This is a genomic window from Anaerobutyricum hallii (assembly GCF_900209925.1).
GTDB classification, from domain to species: Bacteria; Bacillota; Clostridia; order Lachnospirales; family Lachnospiraceae; genus Anaerobutyricum; species Anaerobutyricum soehngenii.
In genome coordinates this window covers 779,851-805,354 of record NZ_LT907978.1, presented here as the reverse complement: position 1 = coordinate 805,354, position 25,504 = coordinate 779,851, and the positions used below count along the sequence as shown (strand labels likewise).

At 37.9% G+C, this 25,504-nt stretch carries 21 protein-coding genes; 4 read left to right on the top strand and 17 right to left on the bottom strand.

Annotation, left to right across the window (positions count from 1 at the left end):
- Positions 1–91: 91 nt before the first annotated feature.
- The 6 genes from putP to EHLA_RS03625 form a co-directional block, all read right to left on the bottom strand.
- Positions 92–1,627, bottom strand: a complete 1,536-nt coding sequence (gene putP / locus EHLA_RS03650; protein WP_096239355.1) for a sodium/proline symporter PutP — start codon at positions 1,625–1,627, stop codon at positions 92–94.
- A 99-nt stretch (positions 1,628–1,726) separates the two neighbouring features.
- The gene (locus EHLA_RS03645) at positions 1,727–3,772 is read right to left on the bottom strand and encodes a sulfatase-like hydrolase/transferase (protein ID WP_096239354.1); all 2,046 of its coding nucleotides are present in this window, start codon (positions 3,770–3,772) and stop codon (positions 1,727–1,729) included.
- 16 nt (positions 3,773–3,788) lie between these two features.
- On the bottom strand, positions 3,789–4,592 hold the full coding sequence (gene srtB / locus EHLA_RS03640) for a class B sortase (RefSeq protein WP_096239353.1): 804 nt from the start codon (positions 4,590–4,592) through the stop codon (positions 3,789–3,791).
- Between the two features lie 8 nt (positions 4,593–4,600).
- On the bottom strand, positions 4,601–5,158 hold the full coding sequence (cobU, locus tag EHLA_RS03635) for a bifunctional adenosylcobinamide kinase/adenosylcobinamide-phosphate guanylyltransferase (protein ID WP_096239352.1): 558 nt from the start codon (positions 5,156–5,158) through the stop codon (positions 4,601–4,603).
- 90 nt (positions 5,159–5,248) lie between these two features.
- Positions 5,249–6,043, bottom strand: a complete 795-nt coding sequence (locus tag EHLA_RS03630; RefSeq protein ID WP_021907870.1) for a DUF1189 domain-containing protein — start codon at positions 6,041–6,043, stop codon at positions 5,249–5,251.
- 10 nt (positions 6,044–6,053) lie between these two features.
- On the bottom strand, positions 6,054–6,602 hold the full coding sequence (locus EHLA_RS03625; protein WP_096239351.1) for a DJ-1 family glyoxalase III: 549 nt from the start codon (positions 6,600–6,602) through the stop codon (positions 6,054–6,056).
- A gap of 174 nt (positions 6,603–6,776) precedes the next feature.
- Between EHLA_RS03625 and EHLA_RS03620 the strand changes: the two genes are divergently transcribed.
- Together EHLA_RS03620 and EHLA_RS03615 are read left to right on the top strand one after the other, a co-directional pair.
- Positions 6,777–7,262, top strand: a complete 486-nt coding sequence (locus EHLA_RS03620; RefSeq protein WP_096239350.1) for a CYTH domain-containing protein — start codon at positions 6,777–6,779, stop codon at positions 7,260–7,262.
- A gap of 135 nt (positions 7,263–7,397) precedes the next feature.
- Complete coding sequence (locus tag EHLA_RS03615; protein WP_096239349.1) at positions 7,398–8,858, top strand: L,D-transpeptidase family protein; 1,461 nt, start codon at positions 7,398–7,400, stop codon at positions 8,856–8,858.
- Positions 8,859–8,956: 98 nt separating this feature from the next.
- Here EHLA_RS03615 and EHLA_RS03610 read toward each other — a convergent pair whose 3' ends face one another.
- Together EHLA_RS03610 and EHLA_RS03605 are read right to left on the bottom strand one after the other, a co-directional pair.
- Positions 8,957–9,577 (bottom strand): DUF4367 domain-containing protein, encoded by a 621-nt coding sequence (locus EHLA_RS03610; protein WP_157908545.1) that lies wholly within the window; start codon positions 9,575–9,577, stop codon positions 8,957–8,959.
- Between the two features lie 149 nt (positions 9,578–9,726).
- Positions 9,727–10,866 (bottom strand): RNA-guided endonuclease TnpB family protein, encoded by a 1,140-nt coding sequence (locus EHLA_RS03605; RefSeq protein WP_096239347.1) that lies wholly within the window; start codon positions 10,864–10,866, stop codon positions 9,727–9,729.
- An 80-nt stretch (positions 10,867–10,946) separates the two neighbouring features.
- On the opposite strand from EHLA_RS03605, the gene tnpA reads away from it, so the two are divergent.
- Positions 10,947–11,351, top strand: coding sequence for an IS200/IS605 family transposase (gene tnpA, locus EHLA_RS03600; protein WP_096239346.1), 405 nt, complete (start codon positions 10,947–10,949; stop codon positions 11,349–11,351).
- Positions 11,352–11,424: 73 nt separating this feature from the next.
- Here the strand turns inward: tnpA and EHLA_RS03595 are convergent, their stop codons facing one another.
- Complete coding sequence (locus tag EHLA_RS03595; RefSeq protein ID WP_096239345.1) at positions 11,425–11,670, bottom strand: hypothetical protein; 246 nt, start codon at positions 11,668–11,670, stop codon at positions 11,425–11,427.
- Positions 11,667–12,239 (bottom strand): RNA polymerase sigma factor, encoded by a 573-nt coding sequence (locus EHLA_RS03590; protein ID WP_096239344.1) that lies wholly within the window; start codon positions 12,237–12,239, stop codon positions 11,667–11,669. Before EHLA_RS03590 ends, EHLA_RS03595 begins: the two co-directional genes overlap by 4 nt.
- 299 nt (positions 12,240–12,538) lie before the next feature.
- Between EHLA_RS03590 and EHLA_RS16040 the strand changes: the two genes are divergently transcribed.
- Positions 12,539–12,775 carry a hypothetical protein gene (locus EHLA_RS16040; protein WP_123864834.1) on the top strand — a complete coding sequence of 79 codons (237 nt, stop codon included), beginning with the start codon at positions 12,539–12,541 and terminating at the stop codon, positions 12,773–12,775.
- A 45-nt stretch (positions 12,776–12,820) separates the two neighbouring features.
- On the opposite strand, the gene EHLA_RS03580 is transcribed toward EHLA_RS16040, so the two are convergent.
- The 7 genes from EHLA_RS03580 to EHLA_RS16205 form a co-directional block, all read right to left on the bottom strand.
- On the bottom strand, positions 12,821–15,085 hold the full coding sequence (locus tag EHLA_RS03580; RefSeq protein WP_096239342.1) for a DNA gyrase/topoisomerase IV subunit A: 2,265 nt from the start codon (positions 15,083–15,085) through the stop codon (positions 12,821–12,823).
- Between the two features lie 83 nt (positions 15,086–15,168).
- On the bottom strand, positions 15,169–17,085 hold the full coding sequence (locus EHLA_RS03575; protein WP_096239341.1) for a DNA gyrase/topoisomerase IV subunit B: 1,917 nt from the start codon (positions 17,083–17,085) through the stop codon (positions 15,169–15,171).
- Positions 17,086–17,171: 86 nt separating this feature from the next.
- Complete coding sequence (locus tag EHLA_RS03570) at positions 17,172–17,843, bottom strand: histidine phosphatase family protein (protein WP_096239340.1); 672 nt, start codon at positions 17,841–17,843, stop codon at positions 17,172–17,174.
- A 26-nt stretch (positions 17,844–17,869) separates the two neighbouring features.
- Entirely contained in the window at positions 17,870–19,258 is a 1,389-nt protein-coding gene (locus EHLA_RS03565) for a UDP-N-acetylmuramoyl-tripeptide--D-alanyl-D-alanine ligase (RefSeq protein WP_096239339.1), read from the bottom strand.
- Between the two features lie 464 nt (positions 19,259–19,722).
- On the bottom strand, positions 19,723–21,069 hold the full coding sequence (gene glmM, locus EHLA_RS03560) for a phosphoglucosamine mutase (protein ID WP_096239338.1): 1,347 nt from the start codon (positions 21,067–21,069) through the stop codon (positions 19,723–19,725).
- A gap of 160 nt (positions 21,070–21,229) precedes the next feature.
- On the bottom strand, positions 21,230–22,486 hold the full coding sequence (locus EHLA_RS03555; RefSeq protein ID WP_096239337.1) for an ABC transporter permease: 1,257 nt from the start codon (positions 22,484–22,486) through the stop codon (positions 21,230–21,232).
- A gap of 11 nt (positions 22,487–22,497) precedes the next feature.
- A complete protein-coding gene (locus EHLA_RS16205) occupies positions 22,498–25,503 on the bottom strand; it encodes an efflux RND transporter periplasmic adaptor subunit (RefSeq protein ID WP_162290850.1) in 3,006 nt (1,001 codons plus the stop codon).
- Between the last annotated feature and the right edge of the window lies 1 nt (position 25,504).

The window sequence follows — 25,504 nt, the reverse complement described above, 5'->3', positions numbered from 1 at the left end:
AACTTATCACAATTCTTTTTTCTTTAGAAGGCTAACTACAATTTAGCTCAATATCTTCTACTAAAGCGGCGTCTGTGTCCCCAGCAAATTACTATTCTTTATATGCTTTATAGGTTTCAAATTCTTCAACAATGGATTCTTCCGGTGCTTTTGTTATAAGGCTTACTACAATGATGAAGAGCAAGCTGATGATAAATCCAACAACCAGTGAATATAATCCAGTTGCGACATACGGAGTCTGTCCACCGATCAGTGGGATATAATCCCAGATAATTACAGTTAACGCTCCAGAAAGGAGTCCTGCGATTGCTCCCGGAAGGTTTGTTCTCTTCCAGAAAAGACTCATTACTACTAATGGTCCGAAAGCAGAACCAAGTCCTGCCCATGCATCAGATACAAGGGCCATAACAGAGCTATTTGGATTCCAGGCGATAATAAATGCAAGTGCTGCGACAACAATTGTCGTAATTCGTCCTACATTTAATACTTCTTTATCTGTTGCTTCTGGTTTAAAAATATCCTGATAAATATCGGCGGATACAGAAGAGGAACATACAAGAAGCTGAGAATCTGCCGTAGACATGATTGCTGCTAAAATACCGCAGATAAAGATTCCTCCGATAAATGGAAGATTAATCTTATTTGTAAATGTTTCCTGAATCATCTGAATAAATACGGATTCTGCTGATGGGGCTCCTGCTGTTTCTCCAAGAATTGCCGGAAGAAGATACGCACGACCGATCACACCGATTGCTACGGCAAGTGTAAGAGAGATAATAACCCACACAATTGCAATGACAGATGATTTACGAAGTTCTTTTTCATTCTTGATTGCCATGAATCGAATCAAAATATGAGGCATTCCGCAGTATCCAAGTCCCCATGCGAGATTAGATATAATCTCAATCGGTGTAATCGGATGATCTCCATTATACATAAGACTCATATAGTGTTCTGAATTCACTCCACTCTGTGTTAATAATGCAGAGAAATCTCCGCTTACAAATCCCCATGCAACAATCGGAACAACTAATAATGCGATAAGCATTAAGGTTCCCTGCACAAAGTCGGTTGTACATACTGCAAGGAAACCGCCCATAAATGTATAAATTAAAATAACGGCTGCTCCAATAAATAATGCTACATGATAATCAATACCAAATACCGTATTAAAAAGCTTTCCTCCTGATGCCAGCGCAGAGGCTGTGTATACCAAGAAAAATACAACGATGATAACTGAAGAGATTCCTAAAAGAATCTTCTTCTTATCATGGTAACGATTTCCGAAAAATTCCGGAAGAGTCATGGAATTATTTGCCACGATCGTATACGCACGAAGCGGCTTTGCAATAATTAACCAGTTTGCGATTGTTCCAAGTCCAAGACCGACAGCGATCCATGCCTGTCCTGTACCTAATGCATATACAGAACCTGGAAGTCCCATAAGCAGCCATCCACTCATATCGGATGCTTGTGCAGATAATGCAGCTACCGGACCGGAAAGACCTCTTCCTCCTAAGAAATAGTCATCGGCTCCTGTTGTCTTTTTCATACACCAGACACCAATTCCAATCATCAGCAGCAAGTACACGCCAAAGGCGCATAATATTGCGGTTGTTGTTGACATACTTTATCCTCCTGTTTTCTCTTATTTGCAGCTGTCCATACTGTCCATACGTAGCAAAAGGCCACATGCTGTAAATTTGTTATGAACAGCTGCTTTAATTTATTCATCATACAAATTTTTGTATAACAATCTTACTTTATCTTTACGAAATTCATATTCTTCAGACTGGTTCAGTGTAATATTTTCATTTGTCACACTTACCTGATGAACCGTAATCTTGTCACCTTCCTTTACAGCCTTTTTAGAGATTTTTAACACACTGCTGCTTTGTTTTTCTGAAGCCACTTTCACTCCGTTTACAAAAACCCGGCTTGCATCTGTAAAATTATTTCCAACTAATAAATAGCTATCTTCACATTCTTTTATTTCTGTAATTTCTACAGGATCTAAGCTGTAATTTATCTTTGTCGGTTCCAAAGGCTTTTTGCCTTCTCGTACAAAATCACTTCCATAAAGCATATCGTACTGTAAAAGTTTTAGATTTTTACGGTATTTTTCACTAGACTGCATCGTCTGATGATATTTATTTAAAAATCCATTATAGATTCCTACCTCGCCAAGTACTTTCGATGCCAGCTGCCAGGCTTCTACTTTACAGGATTCTTTCTTTTTATTTGCCTTGTTATATCCAAAATTATCCCAGATAAAATACGGTGTCTCGTACTTTGAATTATTCTTGAGATCTTTATTTTCAAGATTCATTCCCGGCAAATGATCACCATAGGCGATCACCATCACGTCTTCTGGATAATCGGAAAGTTTTTCTGTCAGTTCTTTAATAAAATCATCCATTTCTCTTGTTTGATTCACATAGTATGTAAACTGATTAAGATAACTCTGACTCAAACCTTCACCAGAAACGGTAATTGGAGAATTACTCTGATCATCTGTAGGATAATCTCCATGCCCCTGCACAGATATCGTATAAATAATATCTTTCTTCTCTGTCTGCTGTAAAGTATCCATGATATATCTGGTCAAAACAGAATCTTTCGCCCATCCGGCTTCGTTTCTGCTTTCGATATCCATATTTTCAATACTGATAAAATTATCAAATCCAAGATTGGAAAAAACGGCATCCCTATCATAAAAAGATGCATTATTGTTATGAATCACACTTGATGCATACTTCTTCTCTTTTAACCAATAGGCCACACTGTCACAGGTTGTTTTGTGAAGAATACTTCGATATGGGTATTCTCCTGTACCGAAATAATCAATATTCATTCCTGTAATGACTTCAAATTCTGTATTGATTGTTCCTGCTCCATAAACCGGAACTTTTAAATATCCTGATGTATATTCTTTCTGAATCTTATGAAATGTAGGAATCGGATCTTCTGAAATATTTAAATTCTTTACTGTTGTTGCGTCAAAAAAAGACTCTAACTGAATAAAAATAATATTAGGCTGACGTACAACTCCTGCCTTTTTCTTTTCTGCTTTTTTTACTTTTTTCTTTATGCGGTCTACCGTTTCTCTTGAATAATTAATCGGACGGTCAATCCCGGTATCTATTGCTGTGACACAAAAACCATAGGCAACTCCATAATCTTTATAACCGGCGATCAGATTATCAAACTTCTTAATCAGCATTCCTTTACCGACTCCGACATAAGTTACCGCACAAAAACATACTACAGTAACTGCTGTACATAAAACTTCTGTTACCAAATGCCTCGATCGCTTATCTTCTGGAGAATAAAGGTAAAGACATACAAGACCACCTGTCCCGACCACTAATAAGATGACAATTCCAAGAATCTGCCACACTTCAAGATAACTGCCAAGAATCGGCAGAACTGACTTTACTAATGTAAGATCTACTGCCGTAAACGGTGTCTTTCTGTCACTTAAAACTACTCCGTTCGCAATCGCTACTAAAACCCAGCAGCCACTGATAAATACATAGGCAAAAATCCTTTTCCTTACTAAAAATACAATGGAAAAACATAAAAATATAATAAATCCATTATAGAGAAATACAAATGTTCTTTCCTGAACAAATGTAATCACCTCACCTACAGATCTCCTCTCCGTAAATTCCAGAAGAAGATTCAGGCAAAGAGTCAGAATCAGATTAAGAATAAGAACTCTGCAATTCGAAGAATTCCTGATTCTCTCCCATATATTTTTCTCTCTCATATCTACTCCTTGTCTACTACTTTGCTGTCCTTTGTATCTGTGTTGCCTGCACAATAAAACGGCCGGCTTTCGAAGAAGAAGTACATGTTGATAATGTCAGAATATCTTCTTCACTGTCTGGTTTTGTTTTCAGACTATAAAGTGCCTTTTCAATAGAATTCTTCAAATAAGATGCATAGTCTTCCTCAGAAGCAAATGCAATCGTATATACATCAGAATCCTCATTAACATCAATCTCTCTTGCTGCAAACACCTTATATTCTATCTCTTCCTCCGGTGTGATAATCCAGATTTTCTGATGCTTTTTATAATCGGCATCCGGATTATACTCTGTATCATAATGCTTCTTTAGCATACCAAACATCTGGCCATTTTTCAAATTATGTCCATAGACGATACTGTTTTCCGAAGAAAAATCCGGTTCACATCCTGCATCTAAAAAGATCGCACCAATAAAACTATCCTTTCCTTCAAATGTCTGATGAAGGTATGTCGTATTATCTGCCGCTTGAACAATCGGATAATTAATGCCCGTACCCTTAATATAGATCCAGGCCTTTACATCCGGATTCACCTTAGCAAGTGCCTCAAAATCTACTGTAACCGGACAGTTATCCTTCCCCTTCTTCGTTTTCTGTTCGTCAGGATCAGCATTTTCTTTCACATATTGTCTTAACTGCTCATATTCCTTTTTCCCACCATGGTAATGTCTATAATACCCCCACAGCTTCCATGCTGCAACACAAAAAATGAGAATGCACAATATAAGAAGCAGATTTGAAAAAAATCCGCTCCCTTTTCTTTTTTTCTTTTTAGCCATAGGCACACCTATTTAAGACGAAGTGGCAGACCACTGATCGCTACATAAACTTCATCACTTAAAGAAGCAAGAACCTGATTTGCCTTTCCTGAAATATCGCTAAAAATTCTTCCAAGTCGATATGACGGAACCACACTCATTCCAACCTCATTAGATACAATGATAAGTGTCTTATCTTCATCACGAATTGCCTTTACAAGATTACTCAGTTCCTTTATAACTTCGTTCTCAAGCTTTTCTACTTCGGAAGCAGAAATCTTATCAAAATCTCTCTCCTCATCTTCACATAAAATATTTGTAATCATAACGGTAACACAATCAAGAAGGATCGTATTCTTTTCTGTACTCTTTACAACTTCTCCAAGATCTCGGTATCCTTCATAAGTTCCCCATTCGGAATCTCGTCTTTCCTGATGGATACGGATACGTTCTTTCATATCATCATCGACCGGAATCGCTGTCGCAAGATAAAGAACACTGCGCTTTCCATATTCCTTTGCCTTCTGCTCTGCGATTACGCTCTTTCCACTTCGGCTACCGCCGGTAACCATAATAACCTTTGACATAACAAATTCCTCCTTAAACCTCTCTGCTGATTTCTCAACAGATTACTGATTCATCTCTTTTCAAGTTCGTTATGAACTCTTTTACACTTATTATTCCTTTGATGTCTGTGTATCCAACACAGAAATCTCTCCACGCATGATAAATCCCATCGTAATAAATACTGTCACGATCATAAGAATCATACTATCTATCCTATACCCAAGCGCCGCATTCACACTCCCGATTATTGCAGCCAATGTTCTTGCATACACTGCAATATAAAAAGATTCTGCCATGGACACCATCTTCCCATCACTTCTTCGGACACTTCCCCTGCAAATTAAAGCAAATGCCAATGCCACAAGAAGATACTGTACTGCTTTCGTAATAAGTAGCACTACCAGATAAAATGCCAGAAACATATACAGCGCAGGCAGCATTTCCACCAAGCCCTGATTATTAAGCCTCCAGTTTTTAAACTGAGAAAGACTAATAACCTGCTTCCCACTTGGCATTTTAATCAAAATATTCTTCTTTCCAACCAAAAGCTCCTGTACATAGTCTGATTGAAAATCGGACTCCTTAAATTGTTCTACCGATGAATCCGCTTTAACACGAACCACACCACCTATAGTAAAATCAATCGGACTTTCACTATGAAACTCTCCTTTTTCTAAAGTAAATCCAGGAATACGCTCTAAAAACAGGTTCTCAAATCCTCCCACACTCGCTGTCCATGCTGCAAACGGAATCACGTTCTCTATAAAAACAAGAAACATAATAAGAACACTGATATATCCAATAAACGCTCCTTTTTTCTTCCTGATCAGTTCTTTATACTGAGACGGATGGACGCAGGCAATCACATATTGCCACAAAAATCCAATCTTACTCTCCTGCTGCATCTTCTTCCTCCTACGCCGAGTATATAATAGAAGCAGCAATCTCTTCTGCCTTCTCTTTACTGATTAATACTTCAATAAGCTTCAGCGCAAATGCAATCGCTGTCCCTACACCTCTGCTCGTTACCACATTCCCATCAACAACAACCGGGTCTTCTTTATATGCTCCAACCGGAATACCATCAAGACATCCTGGATAACTTGTTGCCTCTTTATCTTTCAAAAAACCAAGACCGCCAAATACAGATGGTGCTGCACAGATAGCTGCGACCCACTTTCCAGCTTCATATTGTTTCTTTAAAAGATCTGCTAAACCTTCATGTTCCCTTAAATAATTCGTTCCTGGCATTCCGCCCGGCAGTAAAAGCATATCCGCTTCTTCCCTGATATCTTCTATTAAAATATCTGTATTCACAGAAATATTATGTGAGCCTGTTATCTGTAACCTGCCCATAATGGACACCATTTTCACATCGATACCCGCTCTTCTTAATAAATCTACTGCCGTCAAGCCTTCCACTTCTTCAAAACCATCGGCACAAAATACATATACTGAACGCATAAATAAGCCCTCCTTTGTCTTTATGATAAATTCATTAACCTTAATTGTAGCTTAATTACCTCTTTTTATCAAGCTTGGTCATACTTTTTTCACTTTATTTCTTCAGAAAATATGCTATCATATAAAAATACGTCGTTATTATAATAATTCATCTGATTAGAAAGGAAAATTGAAATGGAAATCGAAAGAAAGTTTTTAATAAAATCTTTACCTGATGACCTGAATCATTACCCTTGTGACACTTTAACACAGGCCTATATTTCTACAGAACCGGTCATACGTGTCAGACAAAAGAATACAGACTATATCTTAACCTTAAAATCTTCTGGTCTTCTTGCAAGAGAAGAAGTTGAGATGCCCCTGTCAGAAGAATCTTTTGCACATCTTCTTACAAAAAAAGATGGGATTTCTATTGAAAAAAAACGCTATAAGATTCCAGATGACCCTTATCTGATTGAACTAGATGTATTTGAAGGGGACTACAGCGGATTTTGTATGGCAGAGGTAGAATTTCCTGATATCGAGCATGCCAACGCTTATAAGGCACCTTCCTGGTTTGGTCCGGAAGTTACCATGGATTCCCGCTTTCATAACTCAAGCTTAAGTAAGCGTACTCCAGACCAGATCAAAGAATTTCTTAGGCTTATCCAAACAATGTGATTTTTGATTTGTAACAGAATTTTAAGAATAATTAATATCATTTTCTTGTGAAATGTATTATAATGATACTGTTTTGTTACTTGAGCTTTATATTTTTTTTAACAAAACTATTTTGAGAAGGGAGAATATTAACGAATGAGTGATAATACACAAACAAAGAATGCTGCTTCTGGCAGCAATGCAACAAGAAATCGCCGCAGTAATAAGAAGGCAGCCTCTAATACAGGTAAAATCATCGTAGCTGTTATTCTTATTCTTCTAATCGCTGTTTACGGTGGCGGTGTTTACTATTATTCCAATCATTTTCCACACAATACCGTAATCAATCACGTAAAAGTCGGAGAGATGGATACCGCAGCCGCAGAGAAGGCATTTACAGATGATCTCGCATCACATAAGATTTCCTTAAAAGAAAAGAAACGTACTGAAGTAATCGATGCGAATGATGTCGGAACCGTAATCAATGTCGGCAGTCAGATTACCGATCTTCATGATTCTATGAATCCATGGTTATGGTTTACAAACCTGTTTGGAGAAAAGAAATATACAGTTAAATTAGATGTAACTTATGATGAAGCGAAGTTAGAGGAAGTTGTAAATAATCTTGAATGTTTCAAAAAAGAGAATGTAACCGCACCAAAGAGTGCTTACATAAAAGCAGGAGACAGCCAGTTTGAGATTGTTCCGGAAGTTCTCGGAAACACTGTGAAAAAGAAAGCATTGCTTCAGTTAATCGGAACTGACTTATCTACCGGTATTACAAAGATTGATCTTGAAAAAGAAAATCTTTACAAGCTTCCAAAATACTATGCGAAAGATCAGGCTGTGACAGATGCACTTGCCAAAGCGAATAAGTACGCCAGCGGCACAATTACCTATGATTTTGACTACACAAAGGAAACTCTTGATTACAATACATCCAAAGATTGGGTTAAGATTTCCAAAGACTTTAAAGTAACTTTAGACGAAAGCAAAGTGGGAGACTATATCGAAAAACTTGGTTCTAAATACAATACGATGGGTTCTTCCCGTCCTTTCACAACTGCCTACGGTTCTAAAATCAATGTATACGGTGGTGACTATGGATGGAAGATCTACTTCGATAAAGAAAAAGCCCAGTTGATCAAAGAACTAAAATCCGGAAAAGATGTTGAAAGAGAACCTGTATATTCCTACAAGGCAAGATGCAGAAAATCTGCTAAAAATGATATCGGTAACTCTTATGTTGAAGTAAGTATTTCTAATCAGGAAGTATGGCTCTTCGTAAATGGAGAATGTAAAGTAAACTCCTCTGTTGTTACCGGGGACCCAACAAAAGGACACCAGACCTACACCGGTGTTTATGCGCTCACTTACAAGCAGCGAAACGCAACTTTAACCGGTCCTAATGCAGGCGGCGGTTCCTATTCTTCTAAGGTAAGCTTCTGGATGCCATTTAATGGTGGTCAGGGACTTCATGATGCAACATGGCGTTCTTCTTTCGGCGGTTCTATTTACAGAGGCAACGGTTCTCATGGATGTGTAAACTGTCCATATTCTACTGCCGCAGTCCTTTATAAATATGTAGAAGAAGGATTCCCTGTTATCGTTTACTAATATAGCGTTCATCAATTTTTATTTGTTAATGACATAAAAATATCCCCACCGGGTGGAGTGCTGCTCCACAATGGTGGGGATATTTTTTTGTTTAGAAGTCACCCTATCCTTTCTCTGTTCTCCAGCATTTTGATTAACTCCTGCTTTGATACAGCACCTTGTATCGTATATGTAACTCCATTTACTTCATAGATTATGACTCCTTTATCTTCATGCGTAAAGTATTTTCCTTTTACACCACAAACAGAAACCTCTTCTTTCCTGTCTTTTTGTTTGTCAAAAGCCATCTGAATCACATAATCTGCATCATGCTGATTATATATGATCAAATCTCCTTTTTCGTTACTATAAGTCATATAATACCAGTATAGATCTTTCTCATCGCTGTTTTCAGTCTCTTTTTTGTAGCCTTCAGGAACCCACTTTAATTTATACTTAGCTGGTACACTATAATCAATTGTTTTTTTCTGATTTGCTGTTATTTTCTCATTTTCTTTGTTTTCTGATTGCTTTTCATTTTGCAAAACTGCATTTTTGCTATCTTCCCTGGTATCTTCCTTTTCTTTTCCACCATATTCAATCCGTAAACCATCTTCTTCCTGTTTTACAATAAGATTGCTTCTCCACTCCCGGATTGTTTCCTTGGCAAATACACTGCCACAGAGTAAAACCGCCACTAAAGCCGCAACTAAAATAATTCTCTTTTTTCCTTTTCCCATGTCAACTACCCACGACCTAAAGGTCATGGGCTTGTAACTGCCCAGTCGTACTAACGGCTTACACCTCCGACCTTTAATCCCCGATAGATATTGCTATCTAAAGTGGCGTTACATCATAGGGTGGTTGACAGCACCCTTTGTAGCAGAGTTTACTCTGTTACAACTGTATCAGGTACTTGGCTATCTGCAAGATAGTCTATTCCCATACGATACAGATTCATAGCTCCAATGCGGTCATCATTAGATTTATAACCACAGTTTTTACAAGTAAACAGATGTATCTTCTTATTGCGGTTAGACTTTTCAACGTGTCCACAACAAGGGCAGCACTGACTTGTATAGCGAGGGTCTACCTTAATAACAGAAGACTGATTCTGTTTTGCTTTGTAGATTAGTTTTTGCTCAAGGTCATAGAAAGACCATGATACAGAAACATAACGGTCTTTTGTTTTAACACGTTCTGTAGCATTACGAATACCTGACAGATCTTCTAATACAAAGAGAGTGTGCTTTGGGTTATTTTTAACGAGTGCCTTTGACACCTGATGGTTAATATCCCGCATCCAACGGTTTTCTCGCCCACCAATAGCTTTTATCCTTCGTCTTGAAGATGCTGTCCGTCGCATTTGGAGTTCTTTACGAAGTTTGGAATAATTAGCACGTTTTTGCTTTATAGCCTTACCGCTAACAAATCCAGACTTGTGTTTACTGTCATAAGTGGCAACAACAAAGTTAATACCTCTATCTATGCCCACAACATTACAGATGTCAGAAATATTACTTTCTTCGACATCATAGGTTACTGGTATGTGAAGATAATACTTACCATGCTTATTTACAAGCTTAGCTGTACCAAACTTATAGATCGTATGGTCGAAATACTTAGACATTCCATCTGCAAAATAAGATAACTTCACACGACCATTCAGCGTATTGATTGAAAAGCGGTTTTGTGTTAAGGAATAATCTCTGTTCCAAACCAAATCATACTGAGGCTTTTTGAACGAGGGTTTGATCCATTCGTTTTGATTCTCCAGAATGGTCTTATATCTGGCGATAACGGTCTTCAAAACAGACTGAGCCATTTGCGATTTAAGACCAAACTTTTCCCGTAAAGTAGAATACAAAACCTTATTAAGTGAAAACTGCTTTAAGTCGTGAGTATGGAATACATAGTCTGAAACATAATTGCAGGCATTACGATAAACAGACATAGTTTCATCAAGCAAAACTTTATCCGTTTCCGTTGCGGCTATTTGAATTTTAGCTGTAATAGTTATCTGTTCCATAGATGTACTCCTTTCGTAGATATTTCACTAAATATATTATATAATAACAATTGGTGAAAATCAATGTTTTGAGGTGAATTATGGATAATAGATACAATCGTCATAACAGACGAAAATACAATCTTAAAGTACATATAGTTCTAGTAACCAAATATCGTAAACAATTACTCAAAGATTCTATCGCTGATGATGTTAAACAAAAGATTTTCGATATTGCTAATGCTTATGGCTACGAAATTATTGCTATAGAAACCGACAAAGATCATATACATTTCTTATTAAGTTACGATACAACAGATAAAGTTTGCGATATTGTCAAAATTGTAAAGCAAGAAACAACGTATTATTTATGGCACAAATATAGTTCGCTTCTATCTAAACAGTATTGGAAAAAGAAGATATTTTGGTCAGACGGATATTTTGCTTGTAGCATTGGAGAAGTATCTTCAGCCACTATACAAAAATATATTGAGAATCAGGGTTAACGATTAAAGATTTACAAGGCTCCTCCCACCACCTAAAGGTAGTGGGTTTCCGCCTATGGCAAACGAAAGGATTTTATTTATGAAAATATCTTTTTTCACTTTTTGTATCTTTTAACTGACTTTTACTTTTTGTCTGCTCATCTCCGATAAAATTATTATGACAACTCTCTTTTTGATATAAATTTTCCATCTTTTCTTCGAACTCTTTAGATGGCTTATACCGAATCTTTTTACTCTTTTGGCTGATTTCCTCCCATTCTTTTTCAGCACACTGTTCCACTGCTTCTTTCAACAATTCTTCAAACTTCTTATCTGTCATCTCCCATACCCCATTTCTATCATTTTCTCTTTCAATATTTTTCTCGCCCTGCTGGCTATCTTTCGCACATTATCCGGCTTTATTGAAAGAATTTCCCCTATCTCTTTACTCCCTAATTCGTTATAATATTGCAAATATAAAACTTCTTTATAAGGGTATTTCAGATTCATGATCAACTTTATCAATAGTTCCTGTTTTTCCCTGATGATAATTTCCTCTTCCAAATGATTTTTAAAAATATTCTCCTTTGCATCTAAACTTTCCTCTACATTGAAATTTTCTTTATCATCTGCATATTTATAATACTTCTGTTTTCTCATCCAATCAAAACAACGGTTTTTTAATATAGTAACAATATAATTCCATGTTTTTTTATCCTTTATATCACCAATTCGTTCCAAATGTTCCAATAAAATCAAGAATGTATCATGTACTATATTTTCCGCCTCTGCTGAATCTTCTAACAATTTCATCGCAATATAAAACATTTTATTTTTATATGTACGATAGAGAAGTTCTAAAGTTTCTCCATCTTCTTCCTTACAGTAAGTCATTAAACTTCCAAGCAATCATTCTTCCTCCTGCTTCTTTTAATTTCGCCCCTGTACAAGTGCTTCTACTATAGTAACGCATTAAGAGGACCAAATGTGACAAAAATTTAATTCATTAAGGAGAAACAGACGAAAAGCAGAAATTTGATATAGAATGAAATGTGAAGATAGTCGCGGCATAGAAAATGCCTGACCGGCATTTTTATTTGCTCCGACATCACTTTTCATTCTATATCAAATTTCTGCTTTTCTGTTTGCTGGCTCCAGATGAAATCAGGATTTTGTGTGAAAAAAATAAGGGGAATCCCCAGAAAATTATGATTAATCAAAGAACTATTTCACCATTAGAAAATAGCAGTGAAAACCAAAGTCTTCCGATTGCCCCGATTTCTTTCACTATAATATCTTTACAATTCCGTAAGAAGATATCCCCATCTAGAGATTTGGAGTTGTCAGAAAAAAGAAAAAATATCTTATCCCAGATGCGGCTTGGGAGCGTGTTTAAGATGCGGATGAGCATCTTAAATACAGCGACTACAGAGCAGATGGGATAGGGTATTTTTTCTTTTTTCGTCTACACAAAATCTACAAATCAGTTCCTATCTTCTTACCTTGACTCCTTTTCCGTCTCTTCCCATGAGTCGTATCTTACTAAATACCAGTTCTTTTTCTTTATAAATAATAGATGGGGTATCTTCCTCTTCCACTCCGGTAAGATATATGTGCTTGACATGATCCTGCTCCTGAAGCTTCATACCGCGGATACCGATTGCTCCTTTTTTCTTTCTTGTTACTTCTTCTAATGGAAAACGAAGGAAATAACCTTCTTCACTCTGCATAATGATCTGTGCATTAGTGATACCTTCTTTGGCGCTGACAATTCGTACTGCCGTTAAAGTATCCCCTTCTGCTAACTTTGTAGCGGCAACTGTCTTTTTCTGTACAATAAATTCTGCTCCATCAACAAGCTTTACCATGGATGCGGCAGTAACAAATAATAAGGAGGACTCTTTTAATACCCGATCCGGTGCAATTAAAAGAATCTGTTCATTTCTACTGTCATAATTCCCAATATTATCAAGTGGGGTTCCTTTATCCCGGAGTCGTCCTGATGGAATATCCTGCACTTTTATCTGATGCATCACACCTGTATCAGTAAATACACAGACTTTATCGGTATTCATACAGTGAACGATATGACGGTATTCTTTTAATACGGTTTCTTCATTTCTCTCGTACGTACTCTTATCAAGAATCTTAGAATAGCCGAAACGATCCATGACAAATACAACTTCTTTTTCTTCAATTGGCAGTGCTTTTACAACTGCAGCTTTTGCATTGGTAAGTTCTGTTTTTCTTTCAAATCCATAGATCTTTTTGATTTTTTCCAGATCTTTTTTCATCACTTTCTTCATGGAAGCCGGATGCTCTAAAATATCCTGATATTTATCTATCTTTTTAAGGATTTCTGCGTATTCTTCCTGTAATGCCATAATCTCAAGACCGATCAGTCGATACAGACGCATCTCAAGAATAGCGGAAGCCTGCTTTTCTGTAAAACAAAGCTTTGAAGCTTCTTTTTTCGATTTTTGTGTCTTAAAAGTAATATTGTCTGTTTCTCCATGAATCAGACAGCTCTTTGCATCTTTTAAGCTCTTGCTGCCACGAAGAATTTCTATGATCAAATCAATCATATCACTTGCTTTGATCAGACCTTCTTTAATTTCTTTTTGTTCTAATTCTTTTTTCAGAAGTGTCTCATACTTTCTTGTGAGTACTTCGTAATGGAATCTTGTATGGTAGCTTATGATATCTTTCAGGCTTAAAAGTTCCGGTCTTCCATTCGCAATAGCGAGCATATTTACCCCAAAAGTATCTTCTAATCTCGTCTTCTTATATAGAAGATTCTCAAGGCGCTCTACATCTGCATTCCGGCGAAGTTCTAATACAATACGGATACCTTCTTTTGAAGACTCATTAGAAACATCCACAATATCACTTGTTGTCTTATTCTCGATCAGACCTACCACATCTGCAATAAACTTACTGATATTTGCACCGATCATTGTGTATGGAATTTCTGTGATAACAAGCTTGTCTCTTTCTGAGCGCTTTTTCGCTTTTTCAAAATGAACCTTTCCTCGAAGTTTCATCTTTCCACTGCCTGTTTCATAAATATTCTTTAGCTCTTTCTGATTGACTACGATTCCACCTGTCGGAAAATCCGGTCCTTTTACATATTCCATCAGTTCTTCTGTCGTAATATCCGGATTATCCATATAAGCTTTCACTCCGTCTACCACTTCAGAAAGATTATGTGGAGGAATGCTTGTGGTCATGCCGACAGCGATTCCCTCTGCTCCATTAATCAAAAGATTTGGGATACGAACCGGAAGTACGACCGGCTCTTTTTCTGTTTCGTCAAAGTTTGACTGGAAATCGACCACATTCTTGTCCATATCTGCAAGGTAGACTTCCTGTGTGAATTTCTGAAGCTTTGCCTCTGTGTAACGCATCGCCGCCGCTCCGTCTCCCTCGATCGAGCCAAAGTTACCATGCCCGTCAACAAGGGGCATTCCTTTTTTAAAATCCTGTTCCATTACAACTAAGGCTTCATAGATTGAGCTGTCACCATGTGGATGATATTTACCCATGGTATCTCCGACAATACGTGCTGACTTACGGTGCGGCTTATCGGCAGAAAGTCCTAACTCCTGCATCGCATACAGTACTCTCCGCTGTACAGGTTTCAAGCCATCCCTCACATCCGGAAGGGCACGCTGACAGATGACGCTCATCGCATAATCAATATAAGACTTCTGCATAATATCAGAAAACTCTGTTTTTATAATCTGTTCAGACATATTTCTCTCCGTTTCTTTATTATGTACTTTCAAAATCTTTCTTTGTTTGACCTTACAAGAAAAAATTCCGAACGTACATTATTCTATAAATCTAGATCCGCATCCTTTGCATGCGTATGGATAAACTCTCTTCTCGGCGGAACTTCACTTCCCATCAACATCGATGTAACTTCTGATGCAAGTCTTCCGTCCTCAATCTCAACCTGTTTTAAGATACGTGTCTCTGGATTTAGTGTTGTTTCCCAAAGCTGCTCTGCATCCATCTCTCCAAGACCTTTAAAACGCTGTAGAGTAAAGTTACTCTTATGTGTTTTTCGATAATTCTCTAATGCTCTGTCATCATAAAGATATTCTTCTTTTCCCCGCTTCGGAATCGCTTTATAAAGTGGTGGTGTTGCCAGATAAACATGTCCCTGATGAATGAGATCTGGCATAAAACGGTAGAAAAATGTAAGCAGCAATGTTGCAATATGTGCTCCATCTACATCGGCATCTGTCATAATGACAATCTTATGATACTTTAACTTGGAAATATCAAAATCATTACCATAGCCTTCTGAAAATCCGCATCCAAAAGTATGGATCATTGTCTTAATTTCCGCATTAGCAAGCACTTTATCCATGGATGCCTTCTCCACATTAAGAATCTTTCCACGAATCGGCAGAATGGCCTGGGTGCGGCGATTTCTTGCTGTTTTAGCAGAGCCACCGGCAGAATCTCCCTCTACAATAAAAACTTCGCACTCTTCTGGAACACGACTCTCACAGTTTGCCAGTTTTCCGTTCGTATCAATAGAAAACTTGGACTTCGAGATGAGATTCGTTCTCGCTCTCTCCTCTGCTTTTCGAATCTTTGCAGACTTTTCCGCACAGGCAATCACCTTTTTCAGTTCTTCTAAATTCCTGTCATAATATAACGTCAGTTCTTCTCCAAGTACTTCACTAACTGCTTTTCCAGCATCCGGATTGTCCAGCTTCGTCTTAGTCTGTCCTTCAAATCTTGGATCTTTATGCTTAACAGAAAGAACTGCTGTCATACCGTTACGAACATCTGCACCGGTAAAATTCTTATCTTTTTCTTTTAAAATTCCCAGTTCTCTCGCATACTGATTCATAACAGACGTAAACTTTGTCTTAAATCCAGTAATATGAGTTCCACCTTCCATCGTACAGATATTATTGCAGAATCCCATAATTGTTTCCTGAAATTCATCTACATACTGAAAAGCCGCTTCCACCTCAATATCATCGATCTTTTTCTTAAAATAAACAATCTCACCAACTGCCGGCTTTCCCTTATTCAAATCTCTGACATAAGCCTTTAATCCTTCTTCTTCATGAAAAAGGACGGTTTCCTCTTCTCCTGGTCTTCTATTCTCAAAAGTAATAGATAATCCAGGATTCAGATAAGCAGTCTCATGTAATCTGCTCTTAATGGATTCCGCCTTAAAGTATGTTTTATCAAATATTTCTCCATCTGGTAAAAAAGTAACACTCGTTCCCGTATCGCCTTTTCGACACTTGCCGATGACTTCCAACGGTGCTACTGCTTTTCCTCTCTCGTACATCTGCTGATACACCTTACCATCTGACTGTACCTTCACTTCAAGCCAGACAGAAAGTGCATTAACAACGGAGGCTCCTACTCCATGAAGGCCACCGGAAATCTTATAACCTCCCGTACCAAACTTACCTCCGGCATGCAGCATAGTAAATACCATCTCTACTGCCGGAATTCCTGTCTTATTATTAATTCCTGTAGGAATACCTCGTCCATTATCCCGAATCGTTGCCGTTCCGTCTTCTTCAAGAATCACCTGAATATTACTGCAATACCCCGCCAGATGCTCATCTACAGAGTTATCTACAATCTCATAAATAAGGTGATTAAGACCTCTGGTAGAAACACTTCCGATATACATTCCCGGACGCTTTCTTACCGCTTCTAGTCCCTCAAGAACTGCAATGCTATTCGCATTATATGCCATCTGTTCTCCCATAAATACCTCACAATTTTATTATAATTACTTACCTTTATACATATCTTCTCATAGATATTCACCTGTAAATATCCACTTATAAATGTTTACTTTCTATGTCCCTTTTTATAGGAAGGAATCTGCTGCTGCCAGTCAGGACAATCTGTATCATAATATAACTTATTCTCATAAATCATATTTATTTCACCATTTTTATATTCAAATGCCACCGAAGAGCAATTCTTTCCAAAAGGTGTCTTCCAAAACTGACTAAGAGAACGTCCTGTCAAATTAAGGATAAAACTTCTGACTACGCAGCCATGTGCCACAATAAGAACATTCTCTGCTTTCCCTTCCAATGGAATAATCTCCTCTTTAAAGAATTCGTCAGTTCGTCTTAAAACATCCTGGAAATATTCTCCATACTTTGCTGGGCGAAAATGTTCTGGATCAAGACGGAATCTCTGATAGCGTGTCATTGCCGGATTCTCCATAATCTTTCCGATACACTTTCCCTCGGAGGTTCCAAAACTCATCTCCTTCAGACGGTCATCGCGGACAATCTCTATCGGACGGTCCATGCGAACAATCTGTGCCGTTTTATACGCTCTTTTTAACGGACTGGAAAAAATATGATCAAAAGGAATCTCCTTCATTCCTTCTGCTGTCATCTGCGCCTGCTCGATACCTTTAGGTGCCAGAGGAATATCAACCTGTCCCTGAAGCTTACTCCTCTTATTCCACTTTGTCTCTCCATGTCTCATTATATATATCTTCATCTGTAAAGCTCCCTTTTTCCTGAAAATTATTCATTCTGTAAAAATGCTTCTGCTATCTCTTTTAACTTCATTCCGTTAGACGCTTTTAATAAAAGTACGTCATCCGGATGTACATATGTTAAGAGATACTCCTGTAATTCCCCTCTTGTCTCAAAATGCTTTACAATAATTCTCGCATTATTGTCTTCAATACCTTTTAATATTTCTTCGGAAAGTTCACCGTAGGCAGCAACTTCATCTACCTGTGTCCCAGCAATAAACTTACCTACTTCATAATGATAATCCCTCTCCTTTTCTCCAAGTTCAAGCATATCTGCCAGTGCGGCAATTCTCCTGCCCTTCACACCTTCCATAGAAGAAAGTACCGAAATACTTGCTTTCATAGAATCTGGGCTGGCATTATATGTATCATCAATCAACGTACAGCTCTTTAATGTATGCATCTGCTGACGCTGTCCATGGAAAGTACTAAGTGCCTTCGCTGCCACTTCCATGTCAAGTCCCATCTGATGTGCGACCCCTAATGCAACTAAGGCATTACGTACATTATGCTCTCCCATAGTGCCAAGAACAACTTCCATATTCTTCTCTGCTTCGCCATCTTTGTAATAAAAATGAAACAGGGTCTGTCCATCCCGCACACGTACTTCTTCTGCTCGATAATCACATTCCTTATTCAGTCCATAAAAAAATGTTCTGTGAGAAAGCTTTCCACGATATGGTGCAAGGAACTTATCATCTCCATTCAAAAAGACTATACCATCTTCCGGAAGTCCCTTTACAATATCCATCTTCTCCAGACAAATATTCTCCTGAGTTTTCAACTGTGCAATATGACTTACTCCAATCATCGTCACAACTGCTATATTCGGACGAATCATATTGGTAAGCTTCTCAATCTGCCCTCTTTCACTCATGCCAATTTCAAGAACGGCAATCTCATCTTCCGCTGTAAGATGAGAAAGAGTTAATGGCACACCAATCTGACTATTCTGATTCCCGATTGTCTGGAATACCCTCTTCTGTGAAGCTAATGCTGTGCTAATCATCTCTCTTGTTGTTGTCTTTCCAACACTTCCTGTTACAGCAACAACCGGAAGATTCATACGATTCCTGTAAAATGTTCCTACCTTCTGCATCGCTTCTACTGTATCTGCCACTTTAATCCATGGCTTATCCTCAAAACCAGTTAACGGCTTATCATGCTCTGATGTAAACGTCGCACCATTTATCTTAAGTGCGCCATCAATAAACTTATGTGCATCCACTCTCTCCCCGATGATCGGTACAAAAATGCTATCCTCGTTACCGGAACGTGAATCGATTGAAAACTCCTTGATTACTTTATTCTCATCTCCACATAAAAGCTGTCCTTCGGCAGCCTTTACAATATCTTTAATTGTTATATTCTCCATGATTATTCTCCTGATAAATAAATACTATCTTTAGTCAATTAAAATCTCTCCAGGAAATTCTAACATAACATATGATACAAACTTGCTGCTCGCCACCTGCAGAGGTGGGAGTCATCTCCCATCTGATATCTTACAGCAATCTGTAAACAGATGCAAGAGCAGTCCTTTTTCCAAACATTTGTTCTGACATATTATACATCATCAAAATTAAAATTTCAAGATGAAATTCTATAGAGATTTTATGAAGCTTTATAAAAGCTCATAACATCCATTCCATAATGCAATGTAGAAGCAATTATAGCCAAATAAAAAATTAAACAATACGCACAAAAAAGCATGATATAACAACTGCCTCCTGTCAATGCACGATGATGCGCTGCATCCATCGCTTGCTCTAAGGCGCAGTTATTATATCATGCTTATTTATTTTAGTTTTTGGCAAAATAGCTATTTAAGTAAAAACTTTATGCACAATGACCTTTTTTCTCGATAACTTCAATTACCGAATCAACATACTTTTCACATTCTTCCTTTGTTTCCGCTTCTACCATAACACGTATCACTGGCTCTGTACCACTTTCACGAACAAGAATTCTTCCTGTCGCCCCAAGTGTTTCTGCAACCTGCTTTACTGCTGCCTGTACGTCAGCATCATTCTGTGCCTCCGGTTTACTCTTCACACGTACATTCTTAAGTACCTGCGGATAAATACGAACCGGTGATGTCAATGTTGCTAAAGACTGCTTCTTCTCTAACATTACTTCCATCATCTTAATGGCTGTAAGGATTCCGTCTCCGGTTGTTGCATATTTACTGAAAATAATATGTCCTGACTGTTCACCGCCGATACGATGTCCATTCTGTACCATATTTTCGTAAACATATTTATCTCCAACCTGTGTCTTTTCATAATCAACACCAAGTTCGTCAAATGCTTTATACAATCCAAAGTTTGACATAATTGTTGTTACGACTGTATTATTACGAAGTTCACCTTTTTCTTTAAGATATCTGCCGTAAACATACAAAATGAGGTCTCCATCTACAACGCTTCCATTCTCATCAACAGCGATACAACGGTCTGCATCCCCATCGAAGGCGAATCCCACATCAAGCTGATTCTCTTTTACAAACTTCTGAAGCACTTCGATATGTGTAGAACCGGCATTCATATTAATATTCAGTCCGTCTGGCTGTGCATTGATCACATAGGTCTTTGCTCCTAATGCGTCAAAAACACTCTTTGCGATCATCCAGGAACTTCCATTAGCACAGTCCAACCCTACTTTCATATTCTTATAGGAACGTGTTGCAAGAGAGATCAAATAACCGATGTAACGATTTCTTCCTGCGGAATAATCAACTGTACATCCAATCTGATCACGTACTGCCATCGGAATTTCAAACTTACCATCAATATAATCTTCCACTTTAAGGATCGTTTCCTCATCCATCTTCTCGCCTTTAGAATTAATGAGTTTAATTCCATTATCATAGTATGGATTATGGCTTGCAGAGATCATGATACCACAGTCAAAATCTTCTGTTCTTACTACATAAGAAACGCTCGGTGTTGTTGTTACATGCAGTAAATATACATCTGCTCCTGAAGCTGTAAGTCCTGCTACTAAAGAATATTCAAACATGTAGCTTGAACGACGTGTATCTTTACCAATTACAACTTTGCATTTCTCTTCTTTATCTTTACCATAATACCATCCAAGAAAACGACCTACCTGATATGCGTGCTCTACTGTTAGATTTACATTTGCTTCTCCGCGGAAACCATCTGTTCCAAAATATTTACCCATTCTCTTCTCCTATCAGCTATTACTTATTGTTCTTTTTACATCTTATTCCTGTATTTTTTAATATATCTAAGAATATAGCCAGAAAATACAGGCACCGTTATATTACGTTCTGCATATTTTCATATTTTCATTTGCATATTTTAACTTATGTATGATAACACTATTCATGGCGTAATGCAACGATTGGATCTAAATTAGCTGCTTTTACTGCCGGAAGTAATCCAAATACTACTCCGATTATTGTAGAAAATGCAATTGCCAGAATAACTGCCGGTATACTGATTGCAATTGGAACATTTGATATCTTTCCGATAACTTCTGCTAATGCAATACCGGTAATCGTACCAATGATACCTCCAAGACTGGTCAGTACTGCTGCTTCTGTTAAGAACTGTGCCAGTATTCGATTCTTTCTCGCACCGATTGCCTTTTTCAAACCGATTTCTCTTGTACGCTCTGTTACGGATACAAGCATAATATTCATAACACCGATACCACCAACTAATAATGAAATACTTGCGATCCATATTAACTGTTTATTTGTCGTTGCGCTTACCTGCTGACTTTCTTCTGCGGTCTCATTCATATTTGCCGCACGATATTTGATATCTTTATTTGTTACCGTTTCGTTTAATAAGGTCTGTGCTGCTTTTCCAACAGATGTCATATTATCTGTAGAATCTGCCAGCAGCTTTGCATTCTGTGGCTCATCATACTGCTGAACAATATTCCAGTCCACATCAGGAATTACAACAATACCACTCGCACTTCCGTCGTTATATACATAAGTATAATAATCCTCTACAGAATTAATTACCGGGCTGAAGGCGGTAGACTCTTCAATGACACCAACAACAATAAATGGCTCTCCTTTTATATCAATGGTCTTTCCTACCGGATTCTCATTTCCAAAAAGAGAGTCGGCTGCTACACTGTCTACTACTGCCACTTTACGATACTTCTCATAATCGCTCTCCGTAAAGCCTCTTCCTTTTTTCATTACATAACCACAGGTTCCAAGATAATGAGAATCTGCCCCGATCAACTGCCCACCGGAAAGCACTGTTGAATTATAGTAAATGTAATCTACCTGTGTACGTGACATATAAAGGGAAGCATCTTTTACATGAGAAAGCTCAGCTAACTGTTCACGCATGGCATCATCAAGAACAGGAATTCCCTTCGGAATTCCATATTCCATTTCTGCTGGATAGTTTCCACTTTCTGTTAACTGTACTGTTGTTGTATTGGTACCAGAACCGATCAGATTCTTTTTAATCTGTTCATTCGTTCCTTTAATTGTTGATACAATGGCAATAATTGCCGCAATACCGATAATGATGCCCAGCATCGTCAGGAAAGAACGCAGTCTGTGACTCCATACACCCTGAAAAGATAATCTTATATTTTCAAGCATCGTTCTCCTCCTTAATAAATCATTTCGCTGTCATCTTCGGAAATCTTCGTTTTAACTCCTTCTCTTAAGTTCTTTCCATAAGGGAAGGCAATGTTATCTTCATCTGTCAGTCCGGATATAATTTCCACATACTGGCCATTCATAGTCTTTCCAACTTTGACATACTGCTTCTTCAGACGCTTTGTCTTTTTATCACGAATATAAACATAATTCTTTTTGTCTTCTGTGCGGATATATGCTTTCTGAATATAGATTGCATTATCATTCGCTGTTCCCATAGACTTTGAACTATAAGAAACTTCGACAGAACCACCCGGACTCAAACCATCTGCATCTTTAATAAAGCCAATGACCGGATAATAAGAACTATTTGGATTGGAACTTCCTCCATCATTACTACTGTCTCCGGTAGGGAAATCCGAAATTTCCTTTACTTCTGCGGTATACTCATCTCCTGTATCACTAGATACACATTTGATCGTTCCACCAACCTTTATATTGCTAAGTTCCATCTCGCTAATCGAAGTCTTAACATACATTCCATCTGCTGCCTTAACTACGATAGCCGCCGAACCATCTGTAGGAACCGTTCCTTTATCGCATGAAGTAGTAACCGTACCGGCAATCTTTGCCTTAACTGTCGCTTTATCTACTTCTGCTTTTGCTTCATTGTAGTTAATCTGCGCTTCATGAAGATCTTGTTTGGCTTCAGAAATTTCATCTTCTTTTTCGGCAATTGCTTCCCTTAACTCTGCTGCAGTATAATTATTGCCATCATCACCGTCATTATCTCCACTGCCATCGTCAATGCCAGAACCGCCATCTCCATCATCACCGCCGTCTCCGCCAGTATTATCTCCACCGCTGGTATCCGCTTCTTTCACAACCAACGTTCTTGATATCTTAGTTTTAGAAATACCTTTTACATTCTTAACCTGCGCAGTAAGTGTAATAGAAGAAGACGGTTCTCCTTCATCTACATATAACCAAACACCAGACTTCGTCTTCTCAATACTTGTATACTTTGAAATATTATTTGATAAAGTCCATGTAACCTTACTCTGGTCATCCTCTCCATTTCCCCAGCTTCCATCTTTAGACACTACAGAAAAGAGATAGCCATTACCCGCTTTTACTTTCTTTCGATTCTGTTTAAACTTGATTTCCTTATCTGCCGCCGGCGTCGGTGTCTTATTTGTTGTTGGAACAGTATTTCCTTTATTCTCAGTTGTTGTAGCCGCTGAATCCTCTTTCTTTACATTATCTATTAAATCTGAAATAGCGTATTGCGTTGAATCTAATAAAATATTCTTAAACTTAGTATCTGCATTTATAGATAATGTAAACTGCTTATTTCCTGCTTTGTAATCTTTTTCAGAAGCATAGGAAATAAACTCTGCATTATTTTTATTTTTTATTAACTCTTTAATTACAGAACCTTTAATAACTCCATTATCACTCAAATAATATACATATTTTTCATCTGAACTATCATATTCATCCTTATCATCTATACTTGTTATTGCTTTCGGCAATTCTATATAAGATACCTTAGTCAATTCATTTAACGAAGATATTGTATAATTTTCTTCAGATGTAATGTCTGTTCTAAATAATGTGTCTGGAGTTAATGTATAAGTTTTTCCTGTCTGCTTTTCATTTTCATACTCAATAAACTTTGCATATTTTCCATCTTTTTGTAAATTTCGAATTGCACTACCTACAACAGAGCCATTAATATTTAAATTATATATATATGGATCTTCTTCTGTTCCTGAACCTTTGATATAGTTTTCTTCTGATGAAATATTACCTACAATATCTTCATCTCCACCATTTTTCAATTCTTCAACAGAATACATTTTACCTTCTTTTACATTAATCTTTGATAATTTATCTGGTGTCAAGGTATATGTACTAGTATCATCTCCATCATATTCTTTAACTACTGCATAACCATTCTCACCTTTATCTTTTAATTGTTTAATAACTGAACCACTGATTTTTCCACCTTTTTTCAAATTAAAGATGTATTTATCGTCTTTTGTTCCTTTTCCCGATGCATCCTCAAGACTATTAATATTCTCTTTTGGTGTCGCATCATCCTTTCCTGATTCTTCTCCAGAACCACCTTCGGAGCCTGAGCTGCCTCCACTTCCAGAACCGCCTTCGGAACCGGCGCTGCCTCCACTTCCTGAACCACTTTCGGAGCCTGAGCCACTTCCACTTCCTGAACCACTCTCGGAGCCTGAGCCGCTTCCACTTCCTGAACCACTTTCGGAGCCTGAGCTACTTCCACTTCCTGAACCACTCTCGGAGCCTGAGCTACTTCCACTTCCTGAACCACTCTCGGAGCCAGCGCTGCCTCCATTTCCAGAACCACTTTCGGAGCCTGAGCCACTTCCACTTCCTGAACCACTCTCGGAGCCGGCGCCACTTCCACTTTCAGAACCTGAGCTGCTTCCATCTGCCTCATTCGTAGCTTTCGAATTGCTCACTGCGGTAGTTCCATCCCTTTCCGCCTCTGCCATAAGGTAGCGAAGGCTTGTTCCCTTTATATCAGAAAGATTAACAGATGCATCCATCACTCTGCTGTTTCCCGTATCAATTGAACCAACTGTCTTTGTGTTTTTAAGCTTCTTTAATTCCTTCTCCATCTCAGCAATTTCCAACTCAGATGACTGCATCTGAAGCTTCTGAAGTTTTAAATCCAGTTCTTTTTCCGCAACATTATACTTCAAAAGAACATCGCCTTTTTTAACTTTATCACCTTTTTTGACATAAATCTTCTTTACTTTTTGTCCACCGGAAACATGTACTTCCTGTATAAAATCTGAAGTAAGCGTTCCCGTAAGAGAAGTATCTGTATCAAACCAGTCAGAACTGTTCAGCATACTTACCGGGAATACTTTTACTACAATTTTATTTCTCTTTCTTATAACAATAATGGAAGTGATTCCAACTGCCATAACGAGAACTAAAACTACAGCAAGCAGTATCTTCTTCTTTCCCTTCAAA

Bases quoted from the DNA above. Each gene is read 5' to 3' on its own strand.
- putP (WP_096239355.1), bottom strand. From the start codon at position 1,627: ATGTCAACAACAACCGCAATATTATGCGCCTTTGGCGTGTACTTGCTG.
- EHLA_RS03645 (WP_096239354.1), bottom strand. From the start codon at position 3,772: ATGAGAGAGAAAAATATATGGGAGAGAATCAGGAATTCTTCGAATTGC.
- srtB (WP_096239353.1), bottom strand. From the start codon at position 4,592: ATGGCTAAAAAGAAAAAAAGAAAAGGGAGCGGATTTTTTTCAAATCTG.
- cobU (WP_096239352.1), bottom strand. From the start codon at position 5,158: ATGTCAAAGGTTATTATGGTTACCGGCGGTAGCCGAAGTGGAAAGAGC.
- EHLA_RS03630 (WP_021907870.1), bottom strand. From the start codon at position 6,043: ATGCAGCAGGAGAGTAAGATTGGATTTTTGTGGCAATATGTGATTGCC.
- EHLA_RS03625 (WP_096239351.1), bottom strand. From the start codon at position 6,602: ATGCGTTCAGTATATGTATTTTGTGCCGATGGTTTTGAAGAAGTGGAA.
- EHLA_RS03620 (WP_096239350.1), top strand. From the start codon at position 6,777: ATGGAAATCGAAAGAAAGTTTTTAATAAAATCTTTACCTGATGACCTG.
- EHLA_RS03615 (WP_096239349.1), top strand. From the start codon at position 7,398: ATGAGTGATAATACACAAACAAAGAATGCTGCTTCTGGCAGCAATGCA.
- EHLA_RS03610 (WP_157908545.1), bottom strand. From the start codon at position 9,577: ATGGGAAAAGGAAAAAAGAGAATTATTTTAGTTGCGGCTTTAGTGGCG.
- EHLA_RS03605 (WP_096239347.1), bottom strand. From the start codon at position 10,866: ATGGAACAGATAACTATTACAGCTAAAATTCAAATAGCCGCAACGGAA.
- tnpA (WP_096239346.1), top strand. From the start codon at position 10,947: ATGGATAATAGATACAATCGTCATAACAGACGAAAATACAATCTTAAA.
- EHLA_RS03595 (WP_096239345.1), bottom strand. From the start codon at position 11,670: ATGACAGATAAGAAGTTTGAAGAATTGTTGAAAGAAGCAGTGGAACAG.
- EHLA_RS16040 (WP_123864834.1), top strand. From the start codon at position 12,539: ATGATTAATCAAAGAACTATTTCACCATTAGAAAATAGCAGTGAAAAC.
- EHLA_RS03580 (WP_096239342.1), bottom strand. From the start codon at position 15,085: ATGTCTGAACAGATTATAAAAACAGAGTTTTCTGATATTATGCAGAAG.
- EHLA_RS03575 (WP_096239341.1), bottom strand. From the start codon at position 17,085: ATGGGAGAACAGATGGCATATAATGCGAATAGCATTGCAGTTCTTGAG.
- EHLA_RS03570 (WP_096239340.1), bottom strand. From the start codon at position 17,843: ATGAAGATATATATAATGAGACATGGAGAGACAAAGTGGAATAAGAGG.
- EHLA_RS03565 (WP_096239339.1), bottom strand. From the start codon at position 19,258: ATGGAGAATATAACAATTAAAGATATTGTAAAGGCTGCCGAAGGACAG.
- glmM (WP_096239338.1), bottom strand. From the start codon at position 21,069: ATGGGTAAATATTTTGGAACAGATGGTTTCCGCGGAGAAGCAAATGTA.
- EHLA_RS03555 (WP_096239337.1), bottom strand. From the start codon at position 22,486: ATGCTTGAAAATATAAGATTATCTTTTCAGGGTGTATGGAGTCACAGA.